Genomic DNA, 11380 nt, shown 5'->3' with positions numbered 1-11380 from the left:
AACCCCCATGAACCCTCGTCGCAAGAACAGCTCGATTACCCAACCGGGCCGCTCGGCCTACGGGGCGCTGACGGCTGCCGCTCTACTGCTCATACCCATGGTCGTGCTGGTCGGAGGTGACGGTCTGCGCGACTTCCTCAACTTCGGCGCCGGCGTGCTGTCACTGGTCGCCCTCACCTGCTCCGTGGTGTGGGGACTCGTCGCCACCGACCGGCTGTTCCTCAACACGCGCCAGCGGCTGGTCGCCCAGGCCGTGCACAGGACGACCGCGGTCTCCTCGGTCGCCTTCCTCCTGCTGCACATCACGGTCAAGCTGGCCCTCGACCACACCACGCTGGTCGCCGCGGTGATCCCCTTCGGGCTCGGCTTCACGGGCACCAACGGACTCATCGGCTTCGGCTCCCTGGCCGGCCTGCTCATGATCTTCACGGCCATCACCGGCGCGCTGCGCAGCGCCTTCGCGTCCCCCGCTCCGGTCGCGGCGCGCTGGCGGGCCGTGCACATGCTGGCGTACCCGGCCTGGTGCTCGGCCCTGGTGCACGGCCTGTACGCGGGTCGCCCCGCGAAGACCTACGTCACCGTGCTCTACAGCCTCTGCCTGGTCGCCGTGATGGCCGCCCTGGCGCTGCGCTCGGCCTCCGGCCCCTTCAAGCGCAAGGTCGCCGACCGGATCCTGGCGATCATCGGAGACAACAACAGCCCGGGCGCCCGCCTGTCCCGCGAGGAGCTGGAGGCATCCCGTGCCGCCGCCGCGGAATCCCCGCTGCCGGGCTTCGCCGCGCGCTCGAGAAGGCAGTCCGCGGAGGACACGTTCGCGCCCCCGCAGCGCATGCCGTCGCCCGCGCCTTCGATGTACGAGGCCCCATCCGACCTGACGGCCACCGCGGGCAGCGGAATGTCCGGCTTCGCGGCCGCCTACCGGGCCGTGTCGGGCAACCCGCCCGGTGGCGACGCCCTGGGGCCCAACCCGACCGAGCACCTCCAGATGCCCCTGGACATGCAGCCCACGGAGTCGCTCCCGCGCTACGAGAGCGGCAGCACGTCGGGCAGCTGGCCCATCCCCTCCCCACCGCCCGTCGGCGAGGCACCCCAATCCGCGTACGACCCGCTCAACGACACGGGTTACAACATCCCTGTCTATGACAATTCGGCCGCCAACGCGTACGGCGCGAGTGACGTGTACGACACGGGTGAGACAAATCCCGGCTTCGGTACGTACAACACCAACGACACGTACGACAGCGGTCCCACGACTGAAGTACTGCCGGGCGCCTTCGACGCTCCTGGCTCCGGTGAATCATGGAACGCCCCTTCCGGAGGCTTTTAAGTGAACGAGGCCCTGCCCGACGTCCCGGAAGTCCGCGTAGTCGGACTTCCGCAGCTCACGTCGGGTTTCGACCTGGTTGAACGACTCGATCTGCCGATGCACCTCAAGGTGCACGGACCGCTCGAACCGATGGGCGGCGAGCAGCTCGCGGGCCTCGCCGAAGCGATATCCCTGAAGGGCCGCGGCGGCGCGGGCTTCCCCTTCGCCAAGAAACTGCGCTCGGTCGCCGAATCGGCCATCAAGAAGGGCATCCGCCCCGTGGTGGTCGTCAATGGAAGTGAGGACGAACCCGCCTGCCGCAAGGACACGGTGCTCATCAACCGTGCCCCGCACCTCATCCTGGACGGCGCCCTGCTGGCCGCGGAGGCCATGGGCGCCCGCACCCTGGTCATCGGGGTGACACGCGCGTCCACACAGGCCTCGATGGAAGCCGCGCTGGCCGAGCGCGGGCTGAGCAACCGGCGCGGATCGCCGCTCCGCGCGCGCGTGCAGCGCAATCCGGTGCGCATGGTGACCGGAGCGGCCGCCTCGCTGATCCGCTCCATCGACGGCGGTCCGGCGATCCCGCCGGGCCGCAAGATCAGCGCGTCCCAGAGCGGCGTGGGCGGCGCGCCCACGCTGCTGTCCAACGCCGAGACGTTCGCCCAGCTGGCCATCGCCGCGCGCATCGGCCCCGACCGCTACCGCAACACCGGCTTGTACGACGAGCCCGGCACCGTCATGCTCACCGTCTCCGGCGCGGTCGCCCGCCCCATGGTGATCGAGGTCCCGACCGGCGTACCGCTGCGCTACGTGCTCCAGCTCGCCGGCGCCCCGCCCATGCCGCAGGGCGTGCTGACCGGCGGGTACCACGGCAAGTGGCTGGATGCGACGACGGTCAACGAGGCGATCGTCTCGCGCAACTCACTGGACGCGGTGGGCGGCGCGCTCGGTGCGGGCGCGATCCTCCCGATCACCCAGCAGACGTGCCCGCTGGGCGAGTCGCTGCGGGTGGCGCAGTGGCTGGCCGAGGAGAGCGCGGGACAGTGCGGTCCTTGCTACCTCGGTCTGCCCGCCGCGGCGCGCGGCCTGGAGGACATCCTCAACGGCGGCGGCCCGGCCGCCCTGGAGGCCGTGAAGCAGGTCGCCAAGGCCGTGAAGCGACGTGGTGCCTGCTCGCACCCGGACGGCTCGGCGATGTTCATCGAGTCGACCATCAAGGCGTTCACGGACGACCTGGCCGCACACGTCCTCGGCAACGGCTGCGGAAGGCCCGTGGAGGGCGTTCTGCCGCTCTTCGAGGACGGCCAGACCCCGACGGGCATCCCGGGCGGCCAGGGGCAGCTGGAGGCGGGCCCCAGCCGTCAGAAGATCTACGTCGACTGGACACTGTGCCGCGGGCACGGCCTGTGCGCGGACATCCTTCCGGAGGTCTTCGAGCTGGGCGCCGACGGCTTCCCGACCGTGGCGCAGGCGTCGGTACCCCGGTACGCGGAGGCGAAGGCCCTACGCGCCGTACGCCGCTGCCCCGCGCTCGCCCTGCGCATCGAGGAGGACACCCGGTCCTCCGCCCCGGCGCGCAACAACCTGCCGGTCCTCTCCCAGGGGCGCGGCCGCCGGGCGCTCGGCAGCGGCCGCTGAAACACGAAGAAACGGGCCACCCTGATCGGGTGGCCCGCTTTCAACGTCTGTGGAGCTAAGGAGAATTGAACTCCTGACCTCCTGCATGCCATGCAGGCGCTCTACCAACTGAGCTATAGCCCCTTGCGGTCACGCGGCGGAGCCGCATATTGACCGCGTCGCCCGGTTTCCCCGGCGGCGACGCCAACATTACACGGTCCTCCGGGTGCACCACCAAATCGATTCCGCGCCGTACGGACAATACGGATATGGGGGATAGTGTCGGCCTTCGTGACCGTGATCGCGCTCCCCCGTGCCAGCCGCCGTGCGCCCGTCGCCCTGGGGGTGTGCCTGCTGTCGTTCGCGGTCTTCTGGTGCGCGCAGCGGGCCGCACACGTGTCGATGATCGACCTGATGGTGTACCGGGCGGAGGGCGAGACGGTCCGGGCGGGCGGCGACCTCTACGCGCTGCGGACGACCGAGGCCCATCTGCCCACCACGTACCCGCCGTTCGCGGCGCTGCTGTTCACACCGCTGACGCTGCTGGACACGCCGACCATGCGCACCCTGGCGACGGCCGGAAATCTGGCTCTTCTTGTGGTGTTCGTGGCCCTCTCGCTGCGGCTCGTCGGCCACGCGCGCGTGGAGTGCGTCTGGTGGGTCTCGGCGGCGGCCGTGTGGTGCGAGCCGGTGTGGACCACGCTGCGGTACGGCCAGATCAATCTGCTGCTCGCGGTGCTCGTACTGTGGGACCTGTCACGTCGGCCGGAACACCGCTTGGCCGGGGTGGGTATCGGCATCGCGGCGGCGATCAAGCTGACGCCCGCGCTCTTCGCGGTGTTCCTGCTGGTCACCGGTGTCGTGAGGCACATGAGGCAGGGCTCCGGAGGGCCGTGGCTGCGGCAGGCACGAGACGCCGCCGCCGCGTTCGCCGGGGCGACGCTGCTGGCGGCGGCCGTCCTACCGTACGACTCATGGCGTTTCTGGACCCGCATGGTCTTCGAGGCGGGCCGCGTGGGGCTCGTCGAGGACACCGCGAACCAGTCGCTGCGCGGCGCCCTGGCCCGGCTGCTGCACACCACGGAGCCCGGCGTCCGCTGGATCACCGCCGCGGCGGTGACGGGCATGGCGGGCCTGGCGGTGGCCGTTGCCGCCGAGCTGCGTGGGCGGCGGGCCTGGGCGGTGGTCGCCTGCGCGGTGACGGCTCTGCTGGTCAGCCCGGTGTCGTGGTCGCACCACTGGGTGTGGTGCCTGCCGATGATCCTGGTCCTCGCGGCGACGAACCGGGCGGCCGCCCTGTGCACGGCGCTGGCCTTCTGCTCGTACGCGCTGTGGTGGGTGCCGCACGGCCCGGGGAGGCTCGAACTGCATCAGAGCGGCGCCGAGTTGACGTTGTCGGCCCTCTACGTAGGAGTCGGTTTCGCCTTCCTGACCCTCACCGGGGTCAGGCTGTGGCGAAGGAGTAGAACCGCTTGAGTGTGCAGTGCTCGTCGAGGAGCCGGCCGTAGATCGGCTCGCCCTCGAGTTCGCGGTACGTCTCGATCGGGTCGCCTTTTATGATCAGCGCCCGCGCGCATTCCTCGCACCAGTACTGGTAGTCGTGGTTGACCGGCTCCATGTCGCGGACGATCGGCGTACCACTGCCGCACCAATCGCACTTTCGCCTGTGTGCACCCATCGATCAGCTCCAGCTGTGGCCGCAGGCCGTGCACACGTAGGAGACCCCGCCGTTGTCGCCGAGGACTTGGGCGACGTGGACCGAGCCGCAGGAAGGGCAGTCGAGGAGCGTGGCTTTTTTCCGCTTCAGTGCCACTTCGAGGAGATTGTCGACCTCCTCGAGGATGCTCGCAGGCATCGCTTCTCCCTCCCGTCGGGCCGCGCCCCCTTCCGGCCGTTTGATTCTGCCACGGCCGGAGCAATACGGTCAGCGACGCCTTCGTACCAGTCCGGACACGGCACCCAGTGTGGCCGTCGCGGCCAGCGCATACGTGCACGCGAGGAGCGCGTCCGCAGAGGTATACGCCCCGGGGGCTCCAAGTGACTCAAGCCGGTTCAGGAAGAGTGTGCCGAAGGCCGCGACACCGATCAGCTGACCGAGCTGGGTGACCGTCGCGAGCAGCCCGCCGGCGTCCGCCGCGTCCTCGGGCCGCACCGTGGCCAGGGCCCTGGTGAGCGTGGGGCTGAAGCCGAGCGCGAGACCGGTGCCCACACCCACGAACGCCACATAGAGCCACAGGCCGCCGTCGCCCCCGTCCTTCAGCGCGCGTCCGACGCCGGCCACGGAGACGGCGGCGAGCGCGAACCCGGCCGGTATCAGGGCCCGTTGCCAGGAAACGGGCCAGTTGCGCCAGGTCAGACCGACCAGGCCGAAGACCACCGCGGTCGGCGCGAAGGTGAGTCCCGCCCGCAGGGCGCTGTCCCCCAGACCGCCCTGGATGTGCAGCGTGAGCACGAACAGGTAGCCCGCGTTGACCGCCATCACGGCCAGCAGCCGGAACACCGCGAGGCCGATGCCGGGATGACGCAGCACCCTCGGCGCGATCAGCGGCGCCCCGCCGCGCCGGGCGAGCCGGGACTCGTACAGGCCGAACAGGGCGAAGAACACCGCGGCCGCCCCCAGCGACAGCCAGGACCACAGTGGCCAGTCCTCCTCCTGTCCGAGCACGAGCGGCACGGTGAACAGGGAGACGGCGCCGGCGAGCAGCACGAGCCCCGGCAGATCGAGGCCGCGCGAGCGCTCGAGAGCCCGCGCGTCGTCCCGCGGCAGTACGCGGCTGCCGACGGCCAGGAGCACGACGCCCACCGGCACGTTGACCAGGAACACCGGCCGCCAGCCGGCGCCGAACAGGTCGGCGCTGACCAGGACGCCGCCCAGCACCTGTCCGGCCGCGGCGCCGGTCGCGACGACGGCGGAGTACGCGCCGAGGGCACGGGCCCGTGCCTCGCCGGTGAAGTTGCGCTGGATCAGACTGAGCACCTGCGGGATCATCACGGCCGATCCGGCGCCCTGGACCAGGCGGAAGGCGATCAATTCGCCGGTGCCCCGGGCCAGTCCGCACGCCAGCGAGGCGGCCGTGAACAGCGCAAGGCCGGCCAGATAGACCCGCCGGTGACCGAGCCGGTCGCCCAGCCGCGCTCCGGTGATCAGCAGCACGGCGTAGGCGATGGAGTATCCGGCGACCACCAGCTGCAGGCTCGCGCCGGACGCGTGGAGTTCGGAACCGATCGTGGGCACCGCGACGTTCACGATGAACACGTCGAGCAGTGCCATGAACTGGGCCGCGAGCACGACCGCGAGCAGCCGTCCGGGGCGATTGTCAGTGCCAGGGGCTTTACTGGTCACAGGACTTGGACCTGGTGCGGGACCTGCTCCCGCGGGGGTTGTTGTCGTCATGGCATCGAGCGTGACGGCGGCTGGATACGGGTAACGAGAGCCCGCCGATGCTGGTACTGACAGCACCTGGCAGCGGACGGGTTCAGCACGGACGATGAATGACGGGGGGATGTGAAGCCGATGACCACGACACAGCGCCGCAGGCCGGAGCTGGCCGCTTTTCTGCGCAGCAGGCGGGCACGGGTGACACCGGCCGACGTCGGGATGCCGCCGGGCTTACGGCGCCGTACACCAGGGCTGCGGCGCGAGGAGGTCGCGCAGCTCTCCGGCGTCGGCGTCACCTGGTACACATGGCTCGAGCAGGGGCGCCGGATCAACGCGTCTCCTCAAGTCCTGGACGCGGTGGCGCGCACGCTGCGCCTCGACCAGCCGGAGCGCGAGCATCTGTACCACCTGGCGGAGGTGCCGTACGCGGCGGATCCGGAGGTCCCCGCGCTGACGGTCGGTGCGGAGATCCAGGGCATCCTCGACGCCCTCGACCCGCATCCCGCGGTCGTCTACAACTCGCGGTACGACGTCCTCGCCACCAACTCCGCCTATAGCGACCTGTTCTTCGGGGCAGAGCCGCTCGGCATCGAGGTCCCCAATGTGCTGTGGACGATGTTCACGGTGCCCGAGCCTGACTGCCCATTGGTGTCCCGGGACAGAGAGCTGCCGATGATGGTGGCGACGCTGCGCTCCTCGTACGGAAGACATGTGGGCGAGCCCGCATGGGAGGACTTCATACGCAGGCTGTCGGCCGCCAGCGCGTTCTTCGCCGAGTTGTGGGCGGGCGGCGAGGTCATCCCGCCCGGGTCGCGGGTGAAGACATTCCGGCACGACGCGGTCGGCGAACTGCGAATGACCTCGGTCTCGCTCTCCATCGACGGGATGCCGGAGTGCCGGATCGTGACGTACACACCGGCCGACGAGGAGGCAAAGAGGGGCGTGGCCATCCTGCGGGAGCGGCGGGAGGCGTTGTGGCCGCCTCCCGGCACCGTGAGCGGCAGCACGGTGGGGGCCGGGACATGAAAAATCCCGCCCCCTGAAGGGGACGGGATCCTCATTACTGATCTTTGACAACTCAAAAGAGTCGATCTTGTGGAGCTAAGGAGAATTGAACTCCTGACCTCCTGCATGCCATGCAGGCGCTCTACCAACTGAGCTATAGCCCCTTGCGTTCTTCCCGCCCTGCGGGGCGAACAAGAAGAACTTTAGCCTGCGACCAGCCGGAAAGTGAAATCCGGTCCCGATGGGTCCCCGGGACCGGACAGGGGCCGCTCAGTCGTCGTCGCCGAGCACCGGTTCCGGCAGTGTGCCGGCGTTGTGCTCAAGGAGCCGCCAGCCGCGGGCGCCCACTCCGAGGACGGACCAGCAGCAGTTGGAGAGGCCGCCGAGGCTCTCCCAGTGCTGGGACTCGAGGCCGAGGAGGCGGCCGATGGTGGTGCGGATCGTGCCGCCATGGCTGACGACCACGAGGGTGCCGTCCTCGGGGAGCTTGTCGGCGTGCCGCAGCACCACGGGGGCGGCGCGCTCGGCGACCTCGGTCTCCAGTTCGCCGCCGCCGCGGCGCACCGGCTCCCCACGCTTCCAGGCGGTGTACTCGTCGCCGTACCGCTCGATGATCTCCTCGTGCGTCAGCCCCTGCCAGACGCCCGCGTAGGTCTCGCGCAGGCCCTCGTCGTGGGTGACGTCGAGGCTGGTGAGCGCGGCCAGCTCGGCGGCCGTGTGCGCGGCGCGCTTGAGGTCCGAGGCGACGATCGCGTCGGGCTTCAGCGAGGCGAGCAGCCGGGCGGCGCGGCGGGCCTGACCGACGCCGGTCTCGGTGAGCTCGACGTCCGTGGTGCCCTGGAAGCGGCGCTCCACGTTCCAGGAGGTCTGGCCGTGCCGCCAGAGGATGACGCGGCGACCCCGGCCCGGCTTCTTCCCGGCCTCGACGCCGTCCGCGCTCACCGCAGCTCCCCGAGTTCGGCGGAGTCCTCCTCGGCCTGGAGCTTGGCGTGCTCGGCGGCCTTGCCGCGGGTCGCCTTGGCGTCGGCGGGCAGGTCCAGCTCCGGGCAGTCCTTCCAGAGCCGCTCCAGGGCGTAGAAGACGCGCTCCTCGGTGTGCTGCACGTGCACCACGATGTCGATGTAGTCGAGCAGCACCCAGCGGGCCTCGCGGTCGCCCTCGCGGCGCACCGGCTTGGCGCCGAGCTCCTTGCTCAGCCGCTCCTCGATCTCGTCGACGATCGACTTGACCTGGCGGTCGTTGGGCGCGGACGCCAGCAGGAAGGCGTCGGTGATCGAGAGTACGTCGCTGACGTCGTACGCGATGATGTCGTGCGCGAGCTTGTCGGCGGCCGCCTGCGCGGCGGTCTTGATGAGCTCGATGGAGCGGTCCGTGGCGGTCACTACGCGGCTTTCCGTCGGCGGTCAGTAATGACTCAAGGGTCTCACGGACCGCCGACGACACCCCACGCGTTTCTTCGATCACGCCCCGGGGGCGCCCGGGACGGGGCCGTCGACCGCCCCGGGGCGGGTGCCGGTCACTCCAGGGCGTGGCGTCGGTCACCCCCGCAGGGCGTGGTGTCCCTCACCCCGGAGCGCGGCGGCGGTCACCCCGTGGAGGTGCTGACCTTGTAGTCCTGGCCTAGAACCACGGACACGTCCGCGTTGGAGGTGACCGTGCCCTTCTTCACGGTGCTGGTCGCCAGGCCCAGCGTCTTGGCCACCTCGACGGCGTCGGCCTTCTTGGCGGCGTCGGTGTACGTGATCTGGGACACGCTCTGGGCGGTGCCTGTCGTACCGGAGTCCAGGAAGGTGTAGCCGCCGTTGACCAGGACGACGCGGGCCTGCTCGGTGGCGGCCTTGTTGCCGGTGGCGTTCTTGATGCCGACGCGGACGGCGGCGCCCTTCTCGGGGCTCTTCACGGTGCCGCCGAGCACGTCCTTGACCACGCTGTCGGTGGCCTTCTCGCTCAGGGTGCCGTCCTGCTGCACGGGCAGCAGCGCCGTCTTGTAGTCGCCGCCCTTGGCGTGGTCGGCAAGCTTGGCGAGGAAGGCGCCGAGGTCCTTGTCGGTCAGGGGCGGGTCGAGGATCTGGGCCAGGGTCTGCACGGTGGTCGTCGCGGCCTGCGGGTCGGAGGACAGCTTGCGCAGCACGCCCTGCATGACCTGCCCGAACCGCTCCAGCTGGGCGTTCTGGGCCTCGCCGGAGGCCTGATAGGTGGCGTAGGCGACGGCCATCTTGCCGCTGAGGGTCTGGGCCTGGCCCTTCTTCACGAGGGGCGACTCGCCCTTCTTCTTGGAATCGGGGTCCGGCACAGCGACGTTGGTGTCGACGTCGATGTTGCCGACGAGTTCGACGAGGTTGCTGAGGAACGGGGTGTCGAGGCGCCAGGTGCCCTCGATGTCGGTTCCCAGCACCGTGTCGACGGCGTCCTGTGTCCCGGACGAGCCGTCGGCGTCGACCGACTTGGCGAGCGTGGTCGTGCTGCCGTCGTCGTCCGTCAGGGCAAGGGAGTTGGGCAGCAGGACGGTGGTGCCCTGCTTGGTGGTGGTGTTGTTGACGAGCAGCAGCGTGGACGTGGTGCTCTTCTTGGTGTTGTGCAGGTGGACGACGATCACGTCACGGTTCTGGGCGGCCGTGGACGTGGTCGTGCCGGCCTTGTCGTTCGACGACAGGCCGGGGAGCTTGCCCGCGTACCAGAGGTAGCCGACGCCGCCCACCGCGACCAGGGCGAGCACCACGACCAGGGCGACGACCCGGCTGCGGGCGCGGCGCTTGGCCTCCTCGCGGCGCTCGGTGCGGTTCTCGGTGAACTTCAGCCAGTCGATGACGTCTTCGGAGTCGTCCTCCTGCTCCTCGACGAAGGCGAACTGCTCCGTGCGGTAGTCCCGGTCCCGGTCGGCCCGCGGTTCGTTCTGCTCGGCGGGACCGGCCTGCTGCGGGATGTACGCGGTCTGCTCGGCGACTCGCGGCTGCTGCCCGGTACTTGAGGTCTGCCCGTACGGGTCGTACGCGGTCGAGGTCCCGGAGGCTCCGGGTGCGCCGGCGCCATACGGGTCGTAGGAGTCGTACGAGGGGACGGGCGGCTGCTGACCGGTGTCATAGGACGACACAGGTTGCTGCTGACCGGTGTCATACGGCGACACAGGCGGCTGCTGGCCGGTCGCGTAAGGGTCGTAGCCATAGCCCTGCTGCCGGGCGCCGTAGGGGTCGTACCCCTGGGAAGGCTGCTGCGGCACCTGTCGGTACACAGGCTGCCCGAACTCGTCGTAGCCGACGAGCTCGTACTGCTCGCCCGCGTATCCGTCGTATCGGTCGTTCACCGGTGCCCCTCTCGGCTCACTCGCCGCGGTACAGCTCGCGCTTGTCGATGTAGCGCACCACACCGTCCGGCACCAGATACCAGACGGGGTCGCCCTTGGCGACCCTCGCACGGCAGTCTGTGGACGAGATGGCGAGCGCGGGGACCTCGACGAGCGAGACGCCGCCCTCGGGCAGCCCCGGGTCGGTCAGGGTGTGGCCGGGCCGGGTGACCCCGATGAAGTGCGCGAGGGAGAACAGCTCTTCCGTGTACCGCCACGTGAGGATCTGGCCGAGCGCGTCGGCGCCCGTGATGAAGAAGAGGTCCGTGTCGGGGTTGAGCGCGCGCAGGTCGCGCAGGGTGTCCGTGGTGTAGGTCGGACCGCCGCGGTCGATGTCGATGCGGCTCACCGAGAACTGGGGGTTCTCGGCGGTGGCGATGACCGTCATCAGATAGCGGTCCTCGGCCGGGGTGACCTTGCGCTCGGTCTTCTGCCACGGCTGCCCGGTAGGCACGAACACCACCTCGTCGAGGTGAAACTGCGCGGCGACCTCGCTGGCCGCCACGAGGTGCCCGTGGTGGATCGGGTCGAACGTTCCGCCCATGACGCCGAGGCGGCGCTTGCCTGGATTCGAGGGGCCGTTTCCGGGGCCTGTCGTCAGACGCTTCGCCGCACCATCGTCGGCCACGCCGCTCGCGCCACCCGTGGCGGCGCCCGCGGCGCCGCTCTCCGTGTCACTCGCCGGACCGGTAGGCATGTCCTGCTCTCCCATGCGTGCAGACCCTACCGG

11 protein-coding genes and 2 tRNA genes are annotated in these 11380 nt (G+C 70.1%); 4 read left to right on the top strand and 9 right to left on the bottom strand.

Features of this window, described 5'->3' with window-relative positions; translation table 11 throughout:
- The first annotated feature begins 7 nt into the window (after positions 1 to 7).
- Together ACZ4WS_RS12085 and ACZ4WS_RS12080 are read left to right on the top strand one after the other, a co-directional pair.
- Positions 8 to 1327, top strand: a complete 1320-nt coding sequence (locus ACZ4WS_RS12085) for a cytochrome b/b6 domain-containing protein (protein ID WP_467979572.1) — start codon at positions 8 to 10, stop codon at positions 1325 to 1327.
- Entirely contained in the window at positions 1328 to 2947 is a 1620-nt protein-coding gene (locus ACZ4WS_RS12080) for an NADH-ubiquinone oxidoreductase-F iron-sulfur binding region domain-containing protein (protein ID WP_467979570.1), read from the top strand.
- A 50-nt stretch (positions 2948 to 2997) separates the two neighbouring features.
- Here the strand turns inward: ACZ4WS_RS12080 and ACZ4WS_RS12075 are convergent.
- Positions 2998 to 3070: transfer RNA gene (locus tag ACZ4WS_RS12075), tRNA-Ala, on the bottom strand.
- A 147-nt stretch (positions 3071 to 3217) separates the two neighbouring features.
- Between ACZ4WS_RS12075 and ACZ4WS_RS12070 the strand changes: the two genes are divergently transcribed.
- Positions 3218 to 4402 carry a glycosyltransferase 87 family protein gene (locus ACZ4WS_RS12070; protein ID WP_467979569.1) on the top strand — a complete coding sequence of 395 codons (1185 nt, stop codon included), beginning with the start codon at positions 3218 to 3220 and terminating at the stop codon, positions 4400 to 4402.
- Here ACZ4WS_RS12070 and ACZ4WS_RS12065 read toward each other — a convergent pair.
- From ACZ4WS_RS12065 to ACZ4WS_RS12055, 3 genes are all read right to left on the bottom strand, one after another.
- Complete coding sequence (locus ACZ4WS_RS12065) at positions 4371 to 4604, bottom strand: hypothetical protein (protein WP_010986886.1); 234 nt, start codon at positions 4602 to 4604, stop codon at positions 4371 to 4373. The genes ACZ4WS_RS12070 and ACZ4WS_RS12065 overlap by 32 nt on opposite strands.
- 3 nt (positions 4605 to 4607) lie before the next feature.
- Complete coding sequence (locus ACZ4WS_RS12060) at positions 4608 to 4781, bottom strand: hypothetical protein (protein ID WP_467979567.1); 174 nt, start codon at positions 4779 to 4781, stop codon at positions 4608 to 4610.
- A gap of 69 nt (positions 4782 to 4850) precedes the next feature.
- Complete coding sequence (locus ACZ4WS_RS12055) at positions 4851 to 6215, bottom strand: MFS transporter (protein WP_467979978.1); 1365 nt, start codon at positions 6213 to 6215, stop codon at positions 4851 to 4853.
- A 225-nt stretch (positions 6216 to 6440) separates the two neighbouring features.
- On the opposite strand from ACZ4WS_RS12055, the gene ACZ4WS_RS12050 reads away from it, so the two are divergent.
- The gene (locus ACZ4WS_RS12050) at positions 6441 to 7331 is read left to right on the top strand and encodes a helix-turn-helix transcriptional regulator (RefSeq protein ID WP_467979566.1); all 891 of its coding nucleotides are present in this window, start codon (positions 6441 to 6443) and stop codon (positions 7329 to 7331) included.
- Positions 7332 to 7401: 70 nt separating this feature from the next.
- On the opposite strand, the gene ACZ4WS_RS12045 is transcribed toward ACZ4WS_RS12050, so the two are convergent.
- The 5 genes from ACZ4WS_RS12045 to nadD all read right to left on the bottom strand — a co-directional run bounded on the left by ACZ4WS_RS12045 (position 7402) and on the right by nadD (position 11194).
- A tRNA-Ala gene (locus tag ACZ4WS_RS12045) sits at positions 7402 to 7474 on the bottom strand.
- A 106-nt stretch (positions 7475 to 7580) separates the two neighbouring features.
- A complete protein-coding gene (locus tag ACZ4WS_RS12040; RefSeq protein ID WP_467979565.1) occupies positions 7581 to 8252 on the bottom strand; it encodes a histidine phosphatase family protein in 672 nt (223 codons plus the stop codon).
- Entirely contained in the window at positions 8249 to 8692 is a 444-nt protein-coding gene (gene rsfS / locus ACZ4WS_RS12035) for a ribosome silencing factor (protein WP_467979563.1), read from the bottom strand. The genes ACZ4WS_RS12040 and rsfS overlap by 4 nt, the downstream gene beginning before the upstream one ends.
- A gap of 203 nt (positions 8693 to 8895) precedes the next feature.
- A complete protein-coding gene (locus tag ACZ4WS_RS12030; protein WP_467979561.1) occupies positions 8896 to 10611 on the bottom strand; it encodes an LCP family protein in 1716 nt (571 codons plus the stop codon).
- Positions 10612 to 10627: 16 nt separating this feature from the next.
- Positions 10628 to 11194 (bottom strand): nicotinate-nucleotide adenylyltransferase, encoded by a 567-nt coding sequence (gene nadD / locus ACZ4WS_RS12025; RefSeq protein ID WP_467979976.1) that lies wholly within the window; start codon positions 11192 to 11194, stop codon positions 10628 to 10630.
- Positions 11195 to 11380: the final 186 nt, after the last annotated feature.

The organism is Streptomyces sp. NPDC029292, assembly GCF_055569295.1.
The sequence above is the reverse complement of the archived record's forward strand: the minus strand, read 5'-3'. Positions and strand labels throughout refer to the sequence as shown.